Source organism: Paenibacillus sp. N3.4, assembly GCF_008017805.1.
Classification (GTDB): Bacteria; Bacillota; Bacilli; order Paenibacillales; family NBRC-103111; genus Paenibacillus_E.
This window is the reverse complement of sequence record NZ_VRTT01000089.1, coordinates 1-23,334: the sequence shown is the minus strand read 5'-3', so window position 1 is coordinate 23,334 and position 23,334 is coordinate 1. Positions and strand designations below refer to the sequence as shown.

At 41.6% G+C, this 23,334-nt stretch carries 25 protein-coding genes, 2 pseudogenes and 1 riboswitch; of the genes and pseudogenes, 5 read left to right on the top strand and 22 right to left on the bottom strand.

Annotated features, from left to right (window positions below; all coding sequences use genetic code 11):
* From FU659_RS29955 to FU659_RS29925, 7 genes and pseudogenes are all read right to left on the bottom strand, one after another.
* On the bottom strand, positions 1 to 1,272 hold a 1,272-nt coding region (locus FU659_RS29955; RefSeq protein ID WP_315971387.1), incomplete at its 3' end, for a sensor histidine kinase.
* Between the two features lie 24 nt (positions 1,273 to 1,296).
* Positions 1,297 to 1,659, bottom strand: a complete 363-nt coding sequence (locus FU659_RS29950) for a response regulator (RefSeq protein WP_147950925.1) — start codon at positions 1,657 to 1,659, stop codon at positions 1,297 to 1,299.
* Positions 1,660 to 1,668: 9 nt separating this feature from the next.
* A complete protein-coding gene (locus tag FU659_RS29945; RefSeq protein WP_147950924.1) occupies positions 1,669 to 2,976 on the bottom strand; it encodes an ATP-binding response regulator in 1,308 nt (435 codons plus the stop codon).
* A pseudogene (locus FU659_RS37825) lies at positions 2,973 to 3,469 on the bottom strand (heme NO-binding domain-containing protein). The gene FU659_RS29945 and the pseudogene FU659_RS37825 overlap by 4 nt, the downstream one beginning before the upstream one ends.
* A gap of 96 nt (positions 3,470 to 3,565) precedes the next feature.
* On the bottom strand, positions 3,566 to 4,270 hold the full coding sequence (locus FU659_RS29935; protein ID WP_147950923.1) for an HD-GYP domain-containing protein: 705 nt from the start codon (positions 4,268 to 4,270) through the stop codon (positions 3,566 to 3,568).
* The gene (locus tag FU659_RS29930; protein WP_147950922.1) at positions 4,267 to 4,593 is read right to left on the bottom strand and encodes a response regulator; all 327 of its coding nucleotides are present in this window, start codon (positions 4,591 to 4,593) and stop codon (positions 4,267 to 4,269) included. Before FU659_RS29930 ends, FU659_RS29935 begins: the two co-directional genes overlap by 4 nt.
* 147 nt (positions 4,594 to 4,740) lie before the next feature.
* Positions 4,741 to 5,046, bottom strand: a complete 306-nt coding sequence (locus FU659_RS29925) for a Dabb family protein (protein WP_261808142.1) — start codon at positions 5,044 to 5,046, stop codon at positions 4,741 to 4,743.
* Positions 5,047 to 5,206: 160 nt separating this feature from the next.
* Between FU659_RS29925 and def the strand changes: the two genes are divergently transcribed.
* A complete protein-coding gene (gene def, locus FU659_RS29920) occupies positions 5,207 to 5,755 on the top strand; it encodes a peptide deformylase (protein ID WP_261808141.1) in 549 nt (182 codons plus the stop codon).
* A gap of 70 nt (positions 5,756 to 5,825) precedes the next feature.
* Here def and FU659_RS29915 read toward each other — a convergent pair whose 3' ends face one another.
* Both FU659_RS29915 and FU659_RS29910 read right to left on the bottom strand, forming a co-directional pair.
* Positions 5,826 to 6,485, bottom strand: a complete 660-nt coding sequence (locus FU659_RS29915; RefSeq protein WP_222708678.1) for a response regulator — start codon at positions 6,483 to 6,485, stop codon at positions 5,826 to 5,828.
* Positions 6,486 to 6,488: 3 nt separating this feature from the next.
* A complete protein-coding gene (locus tag FU659_RS29910) occupies positions 6,489 to 7,586 on the bottom strand; it encodes a sensor histidine kinase (protein WP_222708674.1) in 1,098 nt (365 codons plus the stop codon).
* Between the two features lie 244 nt (positions 7,587 to 7,830).
* On the opposite strand from FU659_RS29910, the gene FU659_RS29905 reads away from it, so the two are divergent.
* Positions 7,831 to 8,649 carry a CPBP family intramembrane glutamic endopeptidase gene (locus FU659_RS29905; RefSeq protein ID WP_147950917.1) on the top strand — a complete coding sequence of 273 codons (819 nt, stop codon included), beginning with the start codon at positions 7,831 to 7,833 and terminating at the stop codon, positions 8,647 to 8,649.
* Between the two features lie 142 nt (positions 8,650 to 8,791).
* On the opposite strand, the gene FU659_RS35970 is transcribed toward FU659_RS29905, so the two are convergent.
* The 4 genes from FU659_RS35970 to FU659_RS29890 form a co-directional block, all read right to left on the bottom strand.
* Positions 8,792 to 8,929, bottom strand: coding sequence for a hypothetical protein (locus tag FU659_RS35970; RefSeq protein ID WP_187274497.1), 138 nt, complete (start codon positions 8,927 to 8,929; stop codon positions 8,792 to 8,794).
* An 87-nt stretch (positions 8,930 to 9,016) separates the two neighbouring features.
* Positions 9,017 to 10,123, bottom strand: a complete 1,107-nt coding sequence (locus tag FU659_RS29900) for a PAS domain-containing sensor histidine kinase (protein ID WP_147950916.1) — start codon at positions 10,121 to 10,123, stop codon at positions 9,017 to 9,019.
* Positions 10,116 to 10,775 (bottom strand): response regulator transcription factor, encoded by a 660-nt coding sequence (locus FU659_RS29895; protein WP_147950915.1) that lies wholly within the window; start codon positions 10,773 to 10,775, stop codon positions 10,116 to 10,118. The genes FU659_RS29900 and FU659_RS29895 overlap by 8 nt, the downstream gene beginning before the upstream one ends.
* A gap of 78 nt (positions 10,776 to 10,853) precedes the next feature.
* Positions 10,854 to 11,330, bottom strand: coding sequence for a GAF domain-containing protein (locus tag FU659_RS29890; RefSeq protein ID WP_147950914.1), 477 nt, complete (start codon positions 11,328 to 11,330; stop codon positions 10,854 to 10,856).
* A gap of 285 nt (positions 11,331 to 11,615) precedes the next feature.
* Between FU659_RS29890 and FU659_RS29885 the strand changes: the two genes are divergently transcribed.
* Positions 11,616 to 12,368 carry a Crp/Fnr family transcriptional regulator gene (locus FU659_RS29885; RefSeq protein ID WP_147950913.1) on the top strand — a complete coding sequence of 251 codons (753 nt, stop codon included), beginning with the start codon at positions 11,616 to 11,618 and terminating at the stop codon, positions 12,366 to 12,368.
* Positions 12,369 to 12,483: 115 nt separating this feature from the next.
* Here FU659_RS29885 and FU659_RS29880 read toward each other — a convergent pair whose 3' ends face one another.
* Positions 12,484 to 12,915, bottom strand: a complete 432-nt coding sequence (locus tag FU659_RS29880; protein ID WP_187274496.1) for a universal stress protein — start codon at positions 12,913 to 12,915, stop codon at positions 12,484 to 12,486.
* Between the two features lie 266 nt (positions 12,916 to 13,181).
* A riboswitch (cyclic di-AMP (ydaO/yuaA leader) is annotated at positions 13,182 to 13,318 on the top strand.
* Positions 13,319 to 13,326: 8 nt separating this feature from the next.
* Between FU659_RS29880 and FU659_RS29875 the strand changes: the two genes are divergently transcribed.
* Positions 13,327 to 13,974 carry a CAP domain-containing protein gene (locus FU659_RS29875; RefSeq protein WP_261808140.1) on the top strand — a complete coding sequence of 216 codons (648 nt, stop codon included), beginning with the start codon at positions 13,327 to 13,329 and terminating at the stop codon, positions 13,972 to 13,974.
* Between the two features lie 83 nt (positions 13,975 to 14,057).
* Here FU659_RS29875 and FU659_RS29870 read toward each other — a convergent pair whose 3' ends face one another.
* The 3 genes from FU659_RS29870 to FU659_RS29860 all read right to left on the bottom strand — a co-directional run bounded on the left by FU659_RS29870 (position 14,058) and on the right by FU659_RS29860 (position 15,888).
* On the bottom strand, positions 14,058 to 14,474 hold the full coding sequence (locus tag FU659_RS29870; RefSeq protein WP_483874517.1) for a hemerythrin domain-containing protein: 417 nt from the start codon (positions 14,472 to 14,474) through the stop codon (positions 14,058 to 14,060).
* Between the two features lie 171 nt (positions 14,475 to 14,645).
* Positions 14,646 to 15,248: a molybdenum cofactor guanylyltransferase gene (gene mobA / locus FU659_RS29865; protein ID WP_147950910.1), complete on the bottom strand. Its 603-nt coding sequence runs from the start codon at positions 15,246 to 15,248 to the stop codon at positions 14,646 to 14,648.
* A 115-nt stretch (positions 15,249 to 15,363) separates the two neighbouring features.
* Complete coding sequence (locus tag FU659_RS29860; protein ID WP_187274494.1) at positions 15,364 to 15,888, bottom strand: DoxX family membrane protein; 525 nt, start codon at positions 15,886 to 15,888, stop codon at positions 15,364 to 15,366.
* A 138-nt stretch (positions 15,889 to 16,026) separates the two neighbouring features.
* On the opposite strand from FU659_RS29860, the gene FU659_RS29855 reads away from it, so the two are divergent.
* Positions 16,027 to 16,320, top strand: coding sequence for a hypothetical protein (locus FU659_RS29855; RefSeq protein WP_147950909.1), 294 nt, complete (start codon positions 16,027 to 16,029; stop codon positions 16,318 to 16,320).
* Between the two features lie 454 nt (positions 16,321 to 16,774).
* Here the strand turns inward: FU659_RS29855 and speD are convergent, their stop codons facing one another.
* The 5 genes and pseudogenes from speD to FU659_RS29830 form a co-directional block, all read right to left on the bottom strand.
* Positions 16,775 to 17,593 (bottom strand): adenosylmethionine decarboxylase, encoded by an 819-nt coding sequence (speD, locus tag FU659_RS29850; RefSeq protein ID WP_147950908.1) that lies wholly within the window; start codon positions 17,591 to 17,593, stop codon positions 16,775 to 16,777.
* A 253-nt stretch (positions 17,594 to 17,846) separates the two neighbouring features.
* Positions 17,847 to 19,292, bottom strand: coding sequence for a cardiolipin synthase (gene cls / locus FU659_RS29845; protein WP_315971386.1), 1,446 nt, complete (start codon positions 19,290 to 19,292; stop codon positions 17,847 to 17,849).
* Positions 19,293 to 19,413: 121 nt separating this feature from the next.
* Positions 19,414 to 20,853 (bottom strand): glycogen synthase GlgA, encoded by a 1,440-nt coding sequence (gene glgA / locus FU659_RS29840; RefSeq protein ID WP_147950906.1) that lies wholly within the window; start codon positions 20,851 to 20,853, stop codon positions 19,414 to 19,416.
* Positions 20,854 to 20,967: 114 nt separating this feature from the next.
* A pseudogene (glgD, locus tag FU659_RS29835) lies at positions 20,968 to 22,076 on the bottom strand (glucose-1-phosphate adenylyltransferase subunit GlgD).
* Positions 22,077 to 22,082: 6 nt separating this feature from the next.
* Complete coding sequence (locus tag FU659_RS29830) at positions 22,083 to 23,231, bottom strand: glucose-1-phosphate adenylyltransferase (RefSeq protein ID WP_147950926.1); 1,149 nt, start codon at positions 23,229 to 23,231, stop codon at positions 22,083 to 22,085.
* Positions 23,232 to 23,334 lie beyond the last annotated feature (103 nt).

Sequence of the window (23,334 nt, the reverse complement as noted above, 5' to 3'; positions counted from 1 at the left end):
ATTGCTGAGTAAATTGATTAATACTTGCCTCAGCTTCGTTACATCCGTTAGTATAGTCCCTTTTGTTAAGTCACCACTGATCTCTAACTGATTGCCATTGCTGAGAATTAGAGGCTGAATCGTTGTTGTGATATCCTCCAGCAGATCTTCCAGACGACAGGGTTCGATATACATTTCCATTTTCCCAGACTCAATTTTGGAGATATCCAATATATCGTTGATGAGCGCAAGAAGGTGTTTGCCTGATTTATTAATCCTCCCTAAATCTTCTACAAAGGTCGGTTGTCCAATCTCTTCCGCTTCCTCAGCCAGCATTTCACTGTATCCAATAATCGCATTGAGCGGCGTCCTTAGCTCATGGCTCATATTCGCCAGAAATTGGCTCTTGATCCTATTAGCTTGAATCGCCTCATCATGGGCTTTCTCAAGCTGTGCAGTGCGTTCCGCAACCAAATCCTCCAAATGATCGTTCAGTTGCCTCAGCTCTTGATTCATGAGATAAATTTCATTTGTTTTATGCTTAATTTCGGAATCTTTAACGAAAAATCGTTTCGAAATAAAGATCCCAAACAATGATAATCCTAACGTAAATAAAGTACCGCCAGATATGAAATACGCCAGAAAAGTTTGGTTTAACACCATCCCCGAGGATGAAATCGACATGTCTTGCAGATGAAAGTTGGCTGCCATCATCCCTGTCATATGCATCCCTACAATCGCGGCTCCCATGATCAAACCGCTGCCCAGCTTCTTCCATACCTCTCCACGTTCTCCTCCCTTGCGGAAATAAAACGATAACCATAACGCCACAAAAGAGGCAACAAAGGCAATCAGGATGGATAACGCAAAAAAGAACGGGTCATAAGAAATATTGATCAGCATAGCAGACATGCCAATATAATGCATGGCAGAAATTCCAATAGCAAGTAAGGATCCGCCAACGAGCAGCTGACGAGTCGTTAACTGATTGCGACCAACAACGCTTAATGCAATGAAAGAAGCAACCATCGCCACCAGCATGGATAACAAAATCGGCCTCAATTCATAAGGGACTGGCACAGGCAGAGAGAAGGCAAGCATGCCTACGAAATGCATAGACCATATTCCTAATCCCATGGAAGCAGCCCCAAATACTAGCCACAACCAGCGACTTTTCCCCTCCGACATGCTTACTCTTCCTGCCAAATCAAGAGCTGTATACGAAGCGACAACTGCGATCAGATATGATAAGAAGATCAGTAACCCATCATGTGAGCCATGTATATGCTCCATTTTTTTAATTCCCCCTTTACCTACCTAACCTAGTAAATGATTGATTTTTCCGAGCAACCTTTGGAAATCTACAGGTTTGGTATCATAGTCGTCGCAGCCTGTTTCAAATGCTTTTGCTGCATCCGCAGCCATAGCGTGCGCGGTTAAAATGATAATGGGGATCGATTTTGTTTTCTCAGAATCTTTCAAAATGCGCGTGGCCTCCCAACCGTCTAATAACGGCAGACTTAAATCCATTAAAATGAGTTGGGGGCATTCCGCTAAAGCTAATTCGACTCCTTGCCTGCCGTCTTCAGCCGTAAGGACATCAAATCCTTTATTACGGAGACGGCGGGATAACATATCGCGATTCATTTCATTGTCTTCTACTAATAATAGGGTAGGCATAGTTTCTCCTTAAATATGCATATAGGTGTGAAGGACCTCTATGAGTCTCTCACGTTGAACTGGTTTTGTTAAAAACTCGGAAGCGCCGCGCGTGAACGCCAGCTGTTTATCATTGGTAAAAGAAAGAATAATGACAGGGATATGCTTTGTTTTAGGATCGTTCTTCAGTGCTGCGAGTACTCCCCATCCGTCCATATTGGGCATCAAGATATCCAAACAAATCACCTTTGGACTGAATTTCTCGACTACTCGCAAGCCTTCGGGTCCATTCGAAGCAAACAGAAGAGGCCAAGCCTCTTTAGCAAGCAATCGTCGCATGAACGATTCATTGTCAGGTTCATCATCAATAATAAGAATGGTATCCATTCCATAGTCTGCGGCAAGATCCGTATTCTGATGTGAGAAGCCCTTCGTCTCGCTTGCCAGATTTTGCGGAAGCCAACACGTAAATTCGCTGCCTTCTCCCCACACACTTTTCATTTCCAACGTGCCGGCCAACATCTCAGAAAACCGTAGACTGATAGCAAGACCTAATCCTGTACCCCCATAATTTCGAGTCGTCGACGAATCTGCCTGTGTGAATGGCTGGAACAACTGCTCCATTTGTTCAGGTGTCATCCCGATTCCCGTATCACTTACACGGAACGCGTATCCCAGATGACCATTTCGTATTTCCTCTTGTACGTGAAATGTGATTTGCCCTTGATAAGTAAATTTTGCAGCGTTACTTAGTAAATTCATCAGAATTTGTCTCAGCTTGGTTTCATCCGTTATGATTTGTCCATTCTCACATACTACGTCTATGGTATTTCCGTTCGTTTCAATAAGCGGCATAACGGTATTCACAACATGGCTGCACAGCATCCTCAAATCACATTCTTCGGAGAAAACATCCATTTTGCCCGCTTCTATCTTGGAGATATCCAAAATGTCGTTGATAAGATCCAACAAATGGTGGCCTGATTTTCTGATTTTGCCCAGATCGTCAGCAGTCGCATTGTCTCCGGAAAGCTCAGCTTCCTCCATTAGCATTTCACTGTATCCAATAATGGCATTCAATGGTGTGCGAAGCTCATGACTCATATTGGCTAAAAATTGACTTTTGATCTGACTGGCACGAATCGCTTCGTCATGGGCTTTTTCCAAATCCGCCGTCCGATCTGCGACCATTTCTTCCAAATGATCATTGATCTTTCTTAATTCCTGATTGATGTAGTAGATTTCCCTCGTCTTTTGTTCCGTTATTTTTTCGGCTTCCTTACGAGCAGCACGTTCCCTTTCCAACTGCCGACGCAGTACATCAATGTTCGTACTCATAGCTTATGTGTGTCGAGTTTGGTCAAAATAAAACGAGTAGCCGTTCCGTTGCTGTCAGGTAAATCAACCCTAACCACATCAACTGCTTCTCCGTAAAAAGCAATGCTGCCCTGAATCAAGCCTTCTGCTAAGTCAGCAAACGGACGTGATGAACGATAAGTCATCTCCAAGACATTCGGAGCCGAAGACGCATACTCAAAGCCTGGCAATTCAGCATCAGGATACAACTTCATCACTTCAACATGAATATAGCCATCAACTTTGCGCAAAACTCGAATAAATTGCGATTGGCTTCAATAAATTGCGGATAGGCGGCAACCAATTGATTGAATAAATATTCTCCAAAAACTCGAACTAACTGGGCAAATGGAATTTGAGTTTGCTCGCTCAGCTGTGCGACAAGACGAATCATTTCAGCGTGACTATATGTACCTACTGTCGTATAAACGCCTCCAGAAGGCAGTTCCGCATGCGTAATAATATGGTCAACCATGTCCAGTGAAAAGCGCTCTTCGACCATCTCGATAAAATTCGTAAACACAAACCCCTTCATGTATAAAACTCCTCTGCTTTTGAACTTTAAATTAGTTTACTTAAATACTTTCATAAAAGCCTCGACAACGGCAGGATCAAAATGCCGTCCGCATTGATTAGCGATTTCTGCTGCAGCTTCTTCATGCGTCCAGGCATTTTTATAGGGCCGCTCATGCGTCAATGCATCATAAAAATCAGCAATAGCTACAATTCTTGCTTCAAGTGGAATCGCATCACCCTGCAAGCCTAATGGATAACCTGTCCCATCCCACTTCTCATGATGAGAATACGCGATGGATCTGGCAATCATTAAAAGATCAAAACGGCTTCCTTCCAAAATGGAGGCACCGATCGCCGTATGCAGCTTCATACGCTCGTATTCTTGCGGCTCATATCGTCCAGGTTTTAAGAGCAGATCGTCCGAAATGCCGATTTTACCTATATCATGAAGTGGCGCAGCTCTACCGATAAGTTCAACTTGACGCTCCGTAAGGTTCATATGCCGAGCTATTTGTTCCGACAACTCGCCGACTCGTTGCGTATGCTTGCCGGTCATATCATCCCTATATTCCCCCGCACGTCCCAATAGCTGTAAAATTTCATCTTTTGCATTTCGAAGTTCCACGGTCCGTTGAAAGATGCGTTCCTCCAATTTTTCATTGTTGTCTTGAAGTTGACAGTGAAGCATCCGAGAACGCAGTAAATTTTGCATGCGCAAAAGGACTTCTGTCCGATCAAACGGTTTCGTAAGAAAAGTCATTTGCTCCTGCTTGCAAAACAAGCTGTTTTGCTTCCGGCGTTACATCTGCGGTAAGAACAATGTACTAGGCAGATACTTATCTCACTCCCGTTTGGTTGCGAATAGTTGAAGTGCTCATAGCCATCCATTTGCGGCATATGGAGATCAAGTAAAATAACATCCGGATTAAACTCCGGAAGCAGCCGTTCAATGTCTAACGGGTTTTTGGTACTATGTAAGTTGTGAAATCCTGCCTTCATTAAGATGCGTTCCAACAAGGAAATATTCAATTCCTGATCGTCTACGATCAGAACCTTACCTTGTTTAAGATCGATTTCATTCATAACAGCGCTCCTCCATTCATTGGCGAAGTTCTCTCAGTTCGTCATGGATTTTGTTCAATTAGGCCATCGGTCAACAGTCATTGGTTATCAGTCTAAAAAGACCCTTGGCTCTGCTTCGGGTCTTGAGTTCACCGTTATTCCCAAATATTAGTGATTTATGGGGTAATCAATAACAACTACGTTTTCAACGATACCCTCTAACCGTTTCACGAATTTCTGATGCATGGGATGCGGCCCGTATTGACGCAGATGCTCCAGATCCTGAAAGGTTACGCGAAGTCCTAATGTATATCCATGCACACTGGCTACTTCTTCTGTCATATTAACGCCAGCAGTTAGTTCTACAATTCCAGGGATATGGTCTTTAAAAGAATGAAGAATTTCCAGCAATTCTTTTTCTATTTGGGGGCTATAGTTCTCATTAAATTTAAAAGAGACGAGATGTTCAAACATCAACAAAACCTTCTTTCACTCTTTTCATAACTACATACATATGTTACCTTATAAATCATATCAGACAATGTCAATTTGTTCTATAACGAAGTAAAATTTTTACACATTGAAAGGCGGCTTTCACACAACGATGAAAAGATCCCGATCCTCTTTAATAAAGATGACAGATATTGTACGTGAGGGTGCTCCGATCTTGCGAAAAAAAGCAAAACCCTTGCAATTCCCCTTATCTCCTGAAGATTATCAACGAGCTTCAAGCTTGCTGACCTATTTAAAAAATTCACAAGATAAACGGTTATCCCAGCAGTATCAATTGCGTGAAGGAGTTGGCTTGGCAGCCAACCAAATTGGCTGGGACAAACAGGTATTTGCCGTTTATTTTATGGATGAACAGAATCGTCAGTTGGCATATATTTTTTGCAATCCGAAAATGACGAATCATTCCTCTCAAATGGTGTATTTGGAGCAGGGAGAAGCATGTCTTTCCGTAGATCGTGAGGTAAAAGGATACGTTCCACGTTACGAACAAATAACCGTTCAGGCGTTTACGCCGGACGGACATCCTTTTAAACTCAAGCTAAAGGGCTACGCAGCCATTGTTATCCAACACGAGCTCGATCATCTTCATGGTGTCATGTTTTATGATCATATAAACAAAATGAATCCCTTTCAACTGCCAAATGTCGAATCTATTCGACCTATTTCATAATCATTTCGAATAAAAAAGGCTTTCTCAAAGGTTTTTGAACCTGAGAGGCAGCCTTTTTACATAGGTCTTTTCACTCTGAAAACGACCCTTTTTTTTGTAAATATAAGATCAGTTCAGTACGGTTGTTAAGCTCTAGCTTATCTAGGATATGCGATACATAATTTTTTACGGTACCTTCTGTTAAAAATAAGACCTGGCTGATTGCTTTATTGCTTTTACCCTGCATAATCTGTTGAACCACTTCAATTTCCCTCGGAGTTAGAAGCATGCTCAAATTCGTTTGTAGATTGGATTCATTTGAAGAATGATGGTCAATTGTATGCAGAGCTCTAACAATTCTGTTGGAAACCTGCGGATGCAGAAGTAAATTACCTTCACATGCAGCTTTAATCGATTTGATAATCTCCTGCGAATTGGAGTCTTTCAGAATATAGCCGTCGGCACCATTTTTAAGACCATTGAATATATATTCATCTTCGTTAAATGTAGTAAGGATAATAACCTTTACATTAGGATACTTGTCCTTTACCGCTTTCGTTGCATCTATCCCGTTCATGATAGGCATTCTAATGTCCATCAGGATGACATCAGGAACCTTGTTCTTCAACAGTTCGAGAAGCTCTTCCCCATTTGCCGCCTCACCTACAATATGAACTTCCTCATATAAGCTCAAAATCATCTTCAATCCGTCTCTGACGATCCCTTGATCTTCGGCTATCATAATTTCCATCATTTAAAAGTTCTCCGTCCCTGTCACATATGGCATTTCGGCTAATATTGCAAATCCACGATCTTTTGTTGAGGAGAACTGCACAGTTCCATCTAAGGATCGAATTCTTTCTTCAATGCCAATGAGCCCGTGCGATTTAACAATATGTTTACAACCTTCGCCGTCATTTTCAATAGTGACTCGGATCCTATTACCGTATTTTGTTATATGTATTTGAATATGTTCGGCTTTTCCGTGCTTTAAGCCGTTGGTCATAGCCTCACGAACCGTATTATAAATCCCTTTTTTGATGTCCAAGTTCGTATACTCTACGGCTTCATCAACATGTAGAAGGATGTTCAATCTTCCTTTCATTTGTAAAGCATCGACCATTTCTTTGAGCGACTCACCAAGCTCCATGTTATTCTGAAAGGAATTTTCTTTGAGTACGGCAACGGCCTTACGAAGATCGGTTATGGATTTATGCGAGATGGTAAGAGCTTTCGTCATCACTTCCTTTGATTTCTGGGGATCGGTATCGACCATATTCCCAGCAAACTCTAGATGCATGCGAAGAGCAACAAGCCCATGTCCAATGGAATCGTGAAGCTCTTGAGCAATTCGAGTCCTCTCTTTTACAATAGTGATTTCCTTTAGCTTAGCATTTGCCGCTACTAATTCGGTCGTTAATAATTGTCCCTTTTTGCGTTCATCGCTATGTACCCGAAACATGAAGACAAGAACAAACATGGAAAGATACGAGAATAAGGCATTTTCAGGGTTTGCCTTAAGTGTATACATGGTAAATAAAAACACCATAGCATGAAAGATCAGCATGCCTATCTGAATCGTGCTGCAGGTCAGAAAGATTTCCACAACGGGAAAAATATAATAAATGCTTATAGCCAAGCTATCGAATTGGATCAAGTAGAAACCTGTAGCTGCTATCCCCGCTGCCATGGAGACATAGTAAAGCATGCGATTTCTTCTAAAAAGGGGATACGTATTTCGGCAATAATCATTTGTTTGGAGAACAAAGATCCCCACTATATAGACTGCTTTCATTCCAGCAGATAGATGGGTCCGCATCACAATATCAAATGAAATAAGGATCGTAATCACAATTCTAAAAACCATAATCGTAATAAAAAATTTACTTTTATTCAGATAAATCACATCCAGTGGTTAGTTTTCATCACAATTATTATACGATCATATATCCATCGTGGACAGATTACTAAAGTCATATTAAAACGTTTACCAATGTAACAAATCCATTGATGACTAAAGTTTCTTTCTGCAGCATGATCTCGGACTTACAATAAAGTCATATCCCTAATAAATGAGAGTTTAGGAGTGTTCACAAATGATGAAAAAAAGTATCTTTCAAACAAATGAAGCCATCATCTATGCGGTAGCTGTCTTATTAATGACTTGGGTGCTCACCATTGTTCTATTCATTAGTCCTTCTATAGGGTTACAGTATTTCTCTGTTGTCATGTTTATTCCTGCTCTTGTGGCCCTCATATTCCAAAAAATTGGTCACCAAGATTTCAATGGATTAAACACGAAAATGACTTTAAAATCACTGTTATTCGGTATCCTGTATCCCCTAGTATTTGTGCTCCTGTGTGCTCTTCTAGCACAACTTACGGGCATTGGTAAAATAAATCCGGATAAAATTCTCAATATACGTGATCTGATTAAGATTGTTATTACGATTGCGATTAATATCTTTACTGTTTTAGGAGAGGAATATGGATGGCGAGGTTTTTTGCTTCCATTGTTGACCAAACAGTACGGTAAAACGAAAGCAACGATCGTTGTAGGAATCATTTGGGCTTTATATCATGTCCCAGTCGTTTACTTTTTAACTCAAGCTACAGGATTGAGCCATCCCCTTTTCCTATGTGCGATTCAAGCCTGTGTCGTATTTATGATTAGTTTTCCATTTTCGTATTGCTATTACTTATCAGGCAGCCTGATACCCGTCTTGTTCTTTCACTCCATATGGAACGTAGTGAACACAACCGTACTTGGTGATATATACTCGAATAATCAAGGATTAATGGAAGGCAATCTGCTAGTTATAAATGGAGAAGGCGTATTGGGTCTCCTACTAAGTGCAATCGTCATTTTCTGGTTTATCAAAAAGTTTAAGAAAATTGAGCCTATGGTATCATGAGCCATTCGTCTATCAAGCCATGAATATGATACCAAGTCTCACCCTGGCTTCAGTGAGCAATAGCAAAAAGCGCTAGCTCTAGCTAGCGCCCTATCCGTTAATCGCTGCGATGCATCAATATATTATTTCATTCGAACCCTAATCACTCATCACCCATTGGTTTTTCTAATTCCTGTTGAAGCGGCGTCAAGTCTTCCCCCATTTTACAATCATGGCAAACCCAACTATTTCCGATTTCACCATGCCCATTCGCTTTACCGCATTGTTCACAAGTAATCATTGTTTATCAACTCCTTACTTGCAGGTTACTACTTGTTCCTTGAACCCGCTGTGAGAAATATCACATTAACCTAATAAGTTATCACGTTTAATGTTTTGGAATGAGTAACGTAATTGTTGTTCCAGCACCCAATTCGGAATGAATGGTTAATTGACCGCCTATGCTTTTGGCTCTTTCCTCCATACTGAAGAGTCCGACGCCTTTGGAACCGCCGATCCGTTGAAAACCTTTCCCCTTATCTGCGATTCGAACCTCGATAAAGTTCTGTTCATCAAGGACGAATACAGCAGCTTCCGAAACATCTGCATACTTGGCTATGTTCGTAAGCCCTTCTTGAATAACGCGATAAATCGTCGTTTCTTCGTGTGGGGTCAATCGCTTGCGCAGGTTACTCTTCAGCTCCACACGGATACCAAAATGTTGCATATAGTTTTCGATGTAGGTTCTGATCGCAGGCACAACTCCTAGATCATCTAGAACAGATGGTCGAATTTTCCACGCTAAATCACGAACTTCCTCAATAATCTGGGATACATGATGTCGAAGCTGCGCCATCTCGGGCTGTTCCTTTTCCATCATCGATCTGTCCATTTGGATAAGCAAAGAAAAGAGACTTTGACCGATCCCATCATGCAGTTCGCGGGAAAATTTACGTCGTTCCTCTTCTTGTATGCGCAAAACCTGTGCCATCATAAGCTGTAGCTCTTCTTCCACTCTTTTCAGTTCTGTGACTTCATTCCGGATGGCTAAGTACTGATAGGGGAATCCTTTTTCATCCAAAAAAGGGACTATCGTTGTATCTACCCAATAATAGGTTCCATCTTTGGCTCGATTTTTGATTTCCCCTCGCCATACTTTGCCGGAGGAAATAGCGTGCCATAGATCTCTCATGAATGTTTGGTTATGAAACCCCGAGTTAATAATTCGGTGATCTTGACCAAGAAGCTCTGTGCGGGAATACTTCGAAATTTCGCAGAACTTATTATTCACATACTGTATCTTACCTTTCTGGTCCGTCACTGCGACTATGGAGGACTCATCGAGGGCGAACTTAACATCCGACAGCTGTTTAAGAGCGTGTTTTAAATTCTGCTGTAGCACGGAGTCTGCAACATGTTCGTCCAGACTTGCTAATAGAGCGGTCACATTTTCGCCAATGACCTCTGGATATTCCCTATTCGCATCTTTACTCAAAATGTAACAGCCCTTTCTTGACAGCAAATTTGACGAGTTCAGGTCTCGTTTTCAGAGCTAATTTCTCCATCACATTGCTTTTATGCGATTCTACGGTCTTAACGCTAATCATTAATTGCTCGGCTATTTCTTTATTGGAAAAACCTTTAGCAATTAAAGCCAAAACTTCTTTTTCCCGTTCGGAAAGAGATTCAAATGTCCCTGTATTTTCGCCATGTTTCAGGCGTTCCATATATTCATTCATCAGTCTTTTGGTCGCAGTCGGATATAAATAGGCATTTCCTGTCCCCACGCAATGGATGGCTGTAAGTAATTCTTCATGAGGCGCACTTTTCAATATATATCCGGATGCTCCGGCGTGAATAGCGCTGAATAAATACTCATCATCATCATGCATCGTTAAAATCAAAACAGCAACATCTGGTAACAGGCGTTTGAGTTCAGTCGTGGCCGTAAGTCCATCCATGCCATGAGGCATGCTTAGATCCATTAATATGACATCAGGCTGTAGCCTTTGGGCTAATTGAATGCCTTCTTGCCCGTCAGCAGCCTCGCCGATAACTTCAATTTGATGTTTCCCGTTCAGAAGCATCATGAGGCCAGATCGAACGACCGCATGATCGTCAACTACAACAATTTTCAGCTGTTTCATCCCCCTATTAGTAAAATGCTCCCTCAAAGCTTCTGTCTTCTCTATTTTAACAAAAAAAAAGAATTCCAGTAAGCGAACTCATTTAACTTTATCCGCGGTACGCTTCTCCATCAGCGTAGCTAGCGGCTGAAGACTTTCTTTTACGAGCCTTAACTCTTCTTGTTCATATCTGTCTGTTTTTCGTTTTCCTATATAAAGCAAACCTATTATTGTTGAAGTTTGGCGAGTAACAAGCGGAAATACCGCTGCAGCTCGCAGTTGTTCGGCTAGTATGATAGGGCAGTCTCCCCCCGACTGATTTTCGTATGTTTTCGCGGCGTCCAGTTCCACCCATCTGCCTAGACGAAGAACCAATCCCGCTAAGCCCTGACCGGTTTTGATGATCATATGTTGGTAACGATTGTTCAGGCTGCCCAACGCATGGGTCCAAGATGGACGCCCACAATCAGCCATATGTCTAGTCTCAGTTATAGCTGCTAAAGCAACAAAATCACTGGAGGTTAGGCTTCTTATGAACTCCAGTTCTTCTAATATCTGTGCCTCGTCCTCTTCCATACGAGATCACCTCCCTGCATGCACTGACATGTTTCCCTCCTCTTATTGTAAATGTTCCACACCGTCTTGTATGTCAGGGAAAACCCTGATTTCCGCGTCAGGGAATTCGTACAAATGTAAGCAATCTCTTGAGGTTATAAGCGTGAACTAAGGTTGAACTGTGATTTATCTCACACCTGAGTAGGGACTTTCCCCTTTGAAAAATCAGTGAACTCCCCGATAAACAAATCCATTCTTTCCCTTTATGATAGAAGTATCAAAGAAAACGTTGAGGAGTTGGGACGAATGACCATCAACCCTGTTTGCAATAAAGATACGAGAACATCCGATATAGCAAATAAATCGCAAGCTAAAGGTATCAAGTTGTTTTTCTCCGAAGAGAATTTCGCCAGACTGCAAAGCATTATGTACGTCAAACATATAAAAAAAGGAGACTTTCTTTTTTGGGAAGGGGATTTGGCTGACAAACTGTACTACGTCATTCAAGGCGGGATACGGATAAACAAGACTGCTGATACGGGGAAAAGCTTTATCTTGTATTTATTTCAGACAGGTGATTTGTTTGGACAAATCGATCCCTTTCAAGACTCGGTTCAAAGCTTTACCGCAGAAGCAACAATGGATTGTGAGATGGGCATGATACAGCGCAAGGACCTTGAAGTCCTGCTCTGGCAGCATGGAGATTTGGCCATCGAGTTCATGAAGTGGATGGGCCTTATGCATCGTATGACGGAAACCAAATTTCGCGATTTGATGATGTATGGTAAGCCGGGAGCCCTTTGCTCATTACTGATCCGACTTAACAACTCGTATGGGGAACCAATGGGCGAAGATACGCTAATTAATTATAAAATCAATCATACGGAACTGGCTGACATGATTGGAGCAACGCGTGAAAGTGTGAACCGCATGCTTAGTGAAATGAAGAAGGACGACATTCTTGCGTTTCATCAAGGCCAGATCGTCATTAAGAATTTAGAATATCTCCGTGATATTTGCCACTGTGAAAATTGCCCATTGGAAATATGTCGCATGTAAAGCTACACATTTTGCTTGAACGAACTTGGCAATGAATATCGTGACAGAAAGGGGCTATCTCATAAGGTCTAACAAGACACTTATGGGATAGCCCCTTTGCCTATACATTTATTTGTTATTTCACTACTAAAACAGGAATTTTCGCATGCTGAACAATATTATGACTAACACTACCCAGCACGAATTCACTAATACCACTAAGTCCTCTGCTTCCGACGATTAGCAAATCTGCTTGGATCTCACTGGCATAGTCTAAAATCGTTTTGGTAATGGCTCCGCTTTTCACTTCAATATGAATATTCGAGAAGTCCGTTATTTTTTCTTTGATTTTGGCAAGTACTTCTTCTGAGTAATCCAAATAATTGTTTTCGATCGTAACCGGCGGAATCACAACGGAGGAACCAATCACATAAGTGGGAAGATTAAAGACATGGATGATGTCCAATTTGGAATAATGGTTAAGCTTGGCTAATTTCAAGGCAGTATCCAACGCTTTATCAGCTGGCTCGGACCCATCGTATGCAACAACAATTCTTGAATATAACATCTGCATTCACCTCTTCTATTTGATAACATCATTGTATCCCTTAATGATAACAAATGATGTGATAAATGTCACTTTTAGAGGCTGTCTATGCAATTCTTTCTAGCTTTTCTTTGTCATTCATAAGCCATCATCTTTATCTTTCCCCTTCTTCCTACATGACTATTCTTCCGAAATACAGGTAGTCTAAAATCCTGTTTGGAAATATTTGAGGGGCGATCCTCTCTATGAACCTGTGCTAGAATGGAACCACCTCACAACGAGGCAAATTAAAAGTTTGGCCGAAGCTTTGTTAGGACAAAGCACGGGGGAACCGTTACTTGGGGTGAAGCCAATCTATTGGCCGGGTGATTACTCTTTGACCCGAATCCGTCAGCTAACCTCGCAGGCCATAAAAAAGGGAGGATTTACAAAATGTCAATGAAGAAAACCGTATTGTCCAGTATACTAGCTTTAGGAATGGTCGTTGGTGCCGGAGCTGCGTCAGCTTCTGCCGCCACATACACAGTGAAACCTCATGACACTATGTGGAGCATTTCACAAAAACAAGGCATGTCACTTAGCACCTTGATTAAATTAAATCCTCAAGTTGCCAATCCTAATATCATCTGGCAAGGTATGGTTTTACAGGTCGGAGGCAATACTTCAAATACGCCTACACCAACTCCAACAACGCCAGTTGTAAGCACTTCTTCCTCTTACGCGGATCAAGTGGTTGCCTTAGTCAACCAGGAACGTACAAAGGCCGGTTTAAAGCCTTTAACCGTGAATAAATCATTGTCTGGTATGGCGCTGGATAAAGCCAAAGACATGTACAATAATCATTACTTTGATCATACTTCACCAACGTACGGATCTCCATTTGATATGATGACAACTTATGGCATCCACTACGGGTACGCTGGCGAAAATATTGCTAACGGACAAAAAACGCCACAAGATGTAATGACCGCTTGGATGAACAGCTCAGGACATCGCCAAAACATTTTAAGCCCGAATTTCACCCAAATCGGGGTAGGTTATTACAATAGCGAATGGGTTCAAGAGTTTATTTCAAATTAATAAGATTGAATGCCTAAAGAGCAGTCTAAAACTAGATAAACCTAGTTTAGACTGCTCTTTTTATGTGGGATGCCATGCATGCATTAAGAGAAGAAAGAATCAAGATCCGTTAACACTTTTTCCGTTAACGGGTAGACGATCTGTTCCTCCATCGTGAGATGATCGTTCAGAATGAGACAAGCCTGTATGAGGAAGGAGGTTACTTCTAAAAGTTGTTTCTTTTCGACAACCGCTTTAATATCCAACAAGGCATCCAAAAAGGATTGAATGAAGGAAACGCCCAGCATATGATCCTTCTCAAGTATCCAGAATGAAGGCATAATCGATGGGACAGGCTGATAATGAAAATAATTATGGAGGAAAGGAAACAATTCTTTATCTTCCCATAGGGAATGACGCTCAAGTTCCTCCATAAAATCAGAGGTTTGACCTTTTAATTTTTCCAAAACAACGAGACAGGCTGAGGGATCTTTTAATAACACGACTTCTTTAGCATTCATTTCGAGCCCCTTTAAGTGTTGTCTCAATGTCTCGTGTTCTTCTTTCAAACGTTCTGTAGCAAACGCAACTCCGTTGGATTCGAAGATGCTATTCCTGTTGTATAACTGATCGTTTTTATAGCCACATGCAATCCCTCCAAAGTAAAGCCATTTTCTATTAACAAAAAATAGTTACAATCCTAACTGCAGCAAAGCTTCATAATCGTCTACTGTTTTAATCTTAGAAATAAAGTTGAGCGGCACACCATTTTCCCTCAAATAGCTATCTGCCAACTCACTCCAAAAAACGTGCCCCAAAAGGGAGGAAACCGTATTCTCGCCTTTTTCCAAAAGTTTGGATAGATGGGACAGGCATATTCGGTCATAGATTCCATGAAGAATTTGTAATTCCCCGCCGACGAATGGAATCGCGGCTTCAAATCCATCCTGTTTCCTTTGTAAAAGGAGTTCCGCTGCTTTGCACGAAATAAATGGCATATCACAGCCGACTATCCATACCGAAGGATTTTTAGCCAAAGATAAGGCCGCGTGCATCCCTCCGAGAGGCCCATGATCAGCAAAAAAATCGGTAATAATGCGTACGGAACGATCTAATATGCGTAAATACGGGTTAGGATCATTGGTAACAACGATCATCTCATCACACAATTGGCTCATGCAGGCAACTTGTCTCACGATGAGTGGCTGCCCGCCTAAGGGAAGCAGCCCTTTTAATTCCCCTTTCATTCGACGGTTTGCTCCACCAGCCAATATGACCCCAGTAAGCATATCCATCCCCCCTCCTCCTCCTTATTTACATTCATAAAATGAAAACACCTACCCTCTTCTCCCTAACCCAGAGAGTAAAAGAACAGGTGTCCTAAGATAAGCTGATGAGATGTCCATTCGCTTATCTAAATTTTGGTTTCAAATGGAGTTTGACGATCATTTTATCAAACCATTTGTGCAGATACGGAAGAATCAAATGGTCAAGACCAAATTTGCCTGCATTCGCACCGGCCGCAATAAGAAAGAATCCTAGAAGCATTAACCATGGATTAGTGCTAACCGTGCCCGCAAACATATACATGAAATTCATGATTAATCCAAAAAAGATGGCTGCCGTTGTCAATCCACCAAGCAGAAGACCTACACCAACTAACAATTCACCCCAAGGAACCATAATATTAAACACGCCGACATGAGGGAGAGCGACATTTTTCATAAAGGCTACGAAATTGCCATATACCATATTTGTCGTTCCTGCTTCAACGACCGGCTTCGCAATTGCTCCTTTTAGAAAGCCTGTCGCATCAAAAGCTTTTTCACCGGTAATTTTGTGCCATCCTGCAATTAACCATTCCCAGCCTACATACAAACGTACAAGCGTTAACAACATAGCAGCATAAGGATTTTCTCTTAACCATTTCATCATTGTAACCATCTCCTTTTTTCTTTCTGATTTCACTATAGCTCATTGGCTGTTCTCGATCTGTGATTAAAATCATAGTATTTGAACATAAATCAGTTAAGATTGAAAGATCATCCACTGTAGAAAAGGACGTGTTGACACATGAAAGAAGAACATATCATTCACTTTAAAGTCATTCATAAAGAAAGAACTCAACTTCTGAGGGGAGTCATTTTTCTTGAGGAACATCAGAAGCCTTCCATCAGTGATCTGGAGCAATGCCTCAAAGACTGCGGACACGATATCATTGTCGAAGATCGGGAACATGCCATTTTTAGAGCGCATAAACCTGGTGAAACTTATTTAATTCACGTGTTAGAGGAGAAGGAAGATACGGTTAGAGATTTATATGTAGAAAGCTTAGCTAAAAACTTTTTGAAAAACGATACTCTATAATTACGAAATTGTTCATCCAAATAACAGGTAATCGAAAAGCCGCAGCCCCTTCACGGGTAACTGCGGCTTCTAACTTGTTTTATGAAAATGTTCATGCTCATAACGTTTGCATTAGTGAGTAATTGCGTCCATGATATGTTCTTCTAATGAACCTAATCGATCCCCAGCGATGTTTGATAGCATATTGTAAAATGTTGAGATAAGTGCAAGTCCATTGCGGTTGTATTGAAAAAATGACAATTTTTATTGAGAATTGTTTCTTTATTTTCAACACGTGTTGATGAGCCATGCACATTCTTCAACACCTAGAAATACAATACGCATGAATTTAATTAACCTCTCCAGAAGTAAACCAATCAAGCTTTCAATCAATGGTTTCAAAATGAAAGCAAGGATGGAAACGCCTCTTATTCATCATCTGGGCTTTGATGGGGTCGCTTTGTTAAACGGTGTGTTAGGATGTATATGTAAGATTTTTCCCATAAAAAATCTCGTCCATCTCCCATTTCAAACTCTCTGTGATCTCAGTTTGCTCTTCTTTCGTGAGCTTCTCTTTGGTATAACCAAATAAATAATTGTTCAAATCAAATTCGCGCAGCTTACACTTCGTATGAAAAATATTTTCTTGATAGACATTTACATCAATCATATCGTAAAGCTCCTTGATTTCCTTCGGGATATAATTCTGAATCGAGTTAATCTCATGATCAATAAATAACTTGTGCCCATGAATATCTCTTGTAAAGCCGCGTACACGATAATCCATCGTCATAATGTCCGTATCAAATGATCGTATTAAGTAGTTGAGCGCTTTGAGCGGTGAAATCTCTCCGCAGGTTGAGACATCAATATCTGCCCGAAATGTGCTGATCCCTTCATCTGGGTGATACTCTGGATAGGTATGTACGGTAATATGACTTTTATTCAAATGCATAACAACCGTCTCAGGGAGCGGGCCCGGAGATTCATCATAGGAAGACTCAGTATTCTCTCCCTCAATCGGCCCCTCGGAAACAAGCATCGTCACACTGGCTCCTTGCGGCTCATAATCTTGCTTGGCGATATTCAACACGTGAGCGCCGATAATATCGGCAACATGAATTAATAGTCCCTTTAATCGTTCCGCATTATATTGTTCGTCAATATAGTTGATGTAGGCCTCCCTCTCTTCCTTGGTTCGGGTATAGCAGACATCATACATATTAAAGCTTAACGTTTTCGTTAAATTATTAAACCCGTGTAAGGTAATCCGTTGCTCTGCTGTTAATTTCAATGGGATAGCCTCCTTCATCATCATTTACTACTGTTTCCCTTTCTTCTCGAACTGATTCCCATTCTGCTGCATACTACCTCTATGTTAATACCCATATAAACCGATCGTTAACATCTCTTTCTACCTAACCAAAAAATAGATTACCAATTTGCTAAATAAGTGGTATGGGAAAAGCTGCTTCTTTGCATCATGCATCCTAATACGTATCAAACCCCCTGAAGCTGAGCTTCAGGGGGTTTGTTTACCGTTTGCCTTACAAGATCGGTGAGATCAGCTTGGAGATCGATTCCAAGAATCTAATTCGTAAGGAACGTTTTTCATATTCCTCCAGAGTCAGTTCCAAGCAACCTTCCATGTCTTTCCAAAATGTATTTTCGAGCTTTTTCGCTGTTTCTGCATGATACATGAGGGCGTTTGTTTCGAAATTAAGCCGTAAGCTGCGAATATCGAAATTCGCTGTTCCTACCGAAGCCACTTTCCCATCGATGATAATCGTTTTGGCATGTAAAAACCCTTGGTCATATAAATAGCATTTTACACCGGCGCGCAGCAGCTCGCCCACATAATACAAGGAGGCCCAGTGTACGAATAAATGATCGGCTTTTTGAGGAATCATTATTCTCACTTCAATCCCTGAAAGAGCAGCGATCCGCAAAGCATTCAGCATACTTTCCTCCGGAATAAAATAAGGAGTCTGCAGCAGGATACGGCTTTTGGCCATGTGAATCATTTTAAGGAACGTAAATACGAAATGAGGCCATGCTTCATTAGGTCCACTGGCCACGATTTGCATAGGCACCTGCTCACTTTGAGTTATTTCCATACGCTCAGGAAAATAACTTGGCTCTACATCCAATGGGGTGCTAGAGGCCAAATTCCAATCCAAAATAAATCGCGACTGCAAAGCGCGGACGACACTTCCCGTTAAACGCAGATGAGTATCTCGCCAATACCCGAAGCGTGGATTCAAACCAAGATATTCATTGCCAATATTGAAGCCGCCCATGTAGCCAATCTGACCGTCAATTACGACGAGCTTACGGTGGTTTCGATAATTTACGCGATAATTGAGATAAGGGATTCGCGATGGAAAAAATGCCGCTTTCTCTCCACCCGCTTTCACAAAGTCTTGAAAGAAAGAATCCTTCAATGTTCGTGATCCAATGTCATCATAAAGGAATCTGACTTTTACGCCCTGTTCGGCTTTCTTCGTCAACGCCTCAATGACTTTACGTCCGAGGGAATCATTTTTAACAATGTAGTATTGGATATGAATATGGGACTCCGCAGCTTCAATTTTCATTAATAAATCACTAAATTTAGCAACGCCATCCGTGAAAATGTGCACGCCATTGTCTTGCGTTAAGAAAGCATCGTTCGTGGCCACATTCATATAAATTAAATCCTTATATTGACCTACAAGAGGATCAACATAAGTGAGTGTCCCGTCCATTAATTGCTGACGCTGTTCAGAGATAACCTGCTGCACTCTTTCGAGCATACGACGATTCCACTTATACAGCTTTCTTCTGCTCAAATTCTGCCCCAGCATCACATAAAGCAAGAAACCCAAGATGGGTATGAAGAGCAATACCATCAACCATGACCAAGTTGCGGCAACGTTTCTGCGTTCCAAGAATACAACCGTTAAGGCAAGTAAAATATTAATGACAAATAATACCGTCAGTACATGTGACATCCAGCCCATAACCACACTCCATTTTCTTAGATGATATGGACTATTATACCTAAATTTCGATAGAATGCATCTTTATGCGCAGCAAATAAGACTGGAAAGCAGGGAGCCTCCAGTCATTTGATTACACGTTATGTTTGATCATTTCTTTATACAGGGCAATGTATTGCTGAGCAGATTTCTTCCAGCTGAAGTCGCCTTTTTTCATATTTTGCTGGATCTTCAGCCAGGAGTCTCGATCATTTTTGTAAAAATAGACAGCTCGGCGAATCGTATGCAGCATATCGTGAGCATTATAGTGGCTGAATGTAAAACCAGTACCTTCACCTGTGAATTCGTTGAATGGCTGCACGGTATCTTTGAGTCCACCCGTTTCTCTGACAATCGGTACCGAACGATAACGCAGTGCAATTAATTGACCTATTCCGCAAGGTTCGAATTGCGACGGCATTAAGAATAAATCTGAGGAAGCGTAAATTTGATGTGCCAGAGGTTCATTGAACCAGATTTGTGCCGATACTTTATCTGGGTGCGTCTCTGCTGCTTGGCGAAACATCTGTTCATAGGCAGGGTCACCCGTACCTAGCACAACAAGCTGAACATCCATAGATAAAATCTCGGAAAGAACATGCTGAATAAGGTCGAGTCCTTTCTGCTGCACTAATCGCGTCACCAAGGCAATCATGGGTACATCCGCATTTACTGGAAGTCCTAATTGTTCCTGGAGCGCCAGTTTATTTTGCTCTTTCTTAGGCAACGAGTCTCGATAAGGCTGAACCAAATGCGGATCGCTCATCGGATCAAATACCTCATAATCAATCCCGTTTACGATACCTGTGAGCTGATCCTTGCGATGACGCAACAGGCTGTCCAGAAACTCACCATAAAATGGCGTCTGAATTTCTTCCGCATACGTCTGACTAACCGTTGTTATCTGATCGGCATATAAGAGTCCACCCTTGAGGAAACTCGCTCCGCCATGAAGCTCAAGCGCGGTTCCTGTGAAATGATCATCGGATAAACCGAATAAATCTTTCAGCAGCGGTTGGTTGAATACACCTTGATATTTCAAGTTATGGATCGTCGACATCGTTTTGATCTGGCTGTAAAATGGCACATGACTATAATGGGCTTTGAGCAAAACGGGAATCATACCGGTTTGCCAATCATGACAGTGGATCACATCGGGTTGGAAATCCATCAACGGGAGTGCCTCAATGACCCCTCTGCAGAAGAAGCCAAATCGCTCAGCCTCATCTCCATAACCGTAAAGACCTGGCCGTTTGAAGTAAAATTCATTATCAACGAAATAAAAAGTGACGCCTTCATATTCCAGAACTTCTATGCCAATGTATTGCTTCCTCCAACCTATGTACACATCGAAAGCAGCAATTAACGTCATTTCATCTCGATAAACAGCAGGAATATCGCCATATTTCGGTAAAATAACCCGCACATCCAATCCTTGGCGTGTCAGCTCCTTGGGCAATGAGCCTATGACGTCGGCTAATCCTCCCGTTTTGGCAAAAGGCACAGCCTCAGATGCAGCGAACAATACTTTCATCTTTCCACACCCTCCAATGACATTTTAAAAAGCCACCTTTGATCACAGCTCTCTCAAGTGGCTTTTTTAAATTTTTATTTTATCTATTAAACGTTTTCTGGCAAATTCAAACGATTAGATCACTTTCGTCTTCGCGGCGATGAAAGGTGCCTTGTTATCGCCGGTTAACACGCGACCGCGACTGATGAAGACATCTTTGTCCAGAATGGCATTTTCGATAATAACATTCTCTTCAATTTCGCAGTTTTGCAAAATGATACTATTCTTCACATACGCGCCTTTGCGGATTTTTACGCCACGGAACAAGATGCTGTTTTCTACCTTGCCCTCAATCATGCAGCCGTTGGCAATGAGCGCATTCCGGGCTGCTGCCGTTTCTAAATATTTGGCAGGAGGCTCATCCTTAACCTTCGTATAGATGAGATTTTTCTGAAAGAACAGTTCTCTCCAAATCGCTGGATTGAGAAGCTGCATACTATGCTTGTAATAACCTTGAATGGAATTGACAATTCCACATGGCCTTCGAATTTGTACCCAAACACACTAAGCTTATCAATATTTTTCATGATGCCATCACGAACTAAATGATCGTATCCTTGCGCTAAACAAGATTCAACCATATCGAGCAGCAAGGCTTTGCTCATAATATACATTTCCATTGAAATATTATTCGTCCGCAGTCGTCCTGTATGATCTTCCATAACCGTTACTTGCCCATTTTCTTTAACAGCCAAACGTCGGAATTTCCCGTGAATCTCTTCATCTGTCTGTTTATAAATGATTGTAATATCTGCTTGTGTTTCCTCATGATGACGAACAGCATCAACCAAGTCGATATTGCAAACCATATGGCTGCGCGAAATAATGACAAGCTCTTCTTTGCCGCGATAAAAATAATCCCGATGGCTGTAAAATTGGTATAGATCTCCGCGGGAGATGCCCGTTGGTTCATCTAAAACCGAAGGGAGAACGAACAACCCACCACGCTTCCGGTCCAAATCCCACTCTTTGCCTGATCCAAGATGATCCATCAAGGAACGATATTTATGCTGAGTAAATACAGCGACGTTATCGATACCGGAGTTTACCATACTGGATAAAGGAAAATCGATTAAGCGATAACGCCCGCCAAACGGCACAGAAGCTGGGCAGCGGAAATAAGTCAGTTCTTCTAAATCATCCGGTTCATTCACTAAATTGATGACGCCCATCACATGTTTCATTCGAATTCATCCCTTCTGATTGGAAGTCGCTACGACTCGTTCATTGCCGCCAATTAATACGATTTCACCGTTTCCATCAACCACAGCACCATCTTCAACCACGGTATTCTCACCGATAATGGCCTTAATAATCGTGACATTGTTGCCAACTTTCGCATTTGGCATAATCACTGAATCGCGAATGACGCTGCCCTCGCCAACTTGAACGCCAAAAAATAGAACAGAATGATCGACATCTCCGAAAATAGCGCATCCTTCATTGACAAGAGAACGCCGAACCGTCGAAGTAGGAGCAACATATTGTGCGGGTTGATATGGATTCTGGGAATATACGCGCCAATTTTTATCATTTAAATTCAGTTCATTGTTCTCATCGAGCAGATCCATATTCGCTTCCCACAAGCTATCTATGGTTCCAACATCTTTCCAATAGCCTTCGAACGGATAAGCGAACATTCTCGCCTCATCATTAAGCATCATTGGAATGATATCTTTTCCAAAATCTTTACTTGAGTTCGGATTATCTTCATCTTGAATCAAATACGATTTGAGAACTTTCCAGTTAAATATATATATGCCCATGGAAGCCAGGTTGCTGTTTGTTTCTTTAGGCTTCTCGGCAAACTCGGTTATTTCCTGTTTATCATTCACGCTCATAATGCCGAAACGACTCGTTTCTTCCCATTTCACTTCAATAACGGCAATCGAGGCATCGGCCTTTTTCTCTTTGTGGTACGATAACATGCGATCATAATCCATTTTATAAATATGATCACCCGAGATGATCAACACGTACTCCGGATCATACTGTTCAATAAAACCAATATTTTGAAAAATAGCGTTTGCCGTTCCTTTATACCAATCTCCGCCTTTTTGTTCCATGAAGGGAGGTAATACCGTGACACCGCCATATTTGCGGTCAAGATCCCATGAGCTTCCAATGCCGATATAAGAATTCAGAACAAGAGGTTGATACTGGGTAAGCACCCCAACTGTATCAATACCCGAATTTGTACAATTGCTAAGGGTAAAATCAATAATTCGGTACTTCCCGCCAAAATGAACCGCTGGCTTTGCCAAATTTTTCGTCAGTACGCCTAATCTTCGTCCTTCTCCTCCAGCAAGGAGCATGGCAACACATTCTTTACTGCGCATAGCTAAATACCGGCAATCAGTCAAACCAAATCTTATCCATGAAACAAAATTGCCGCGGTCAACGTCGGAGAGTCAGCAGCCACAGAAGAAACGGAGCGTGATC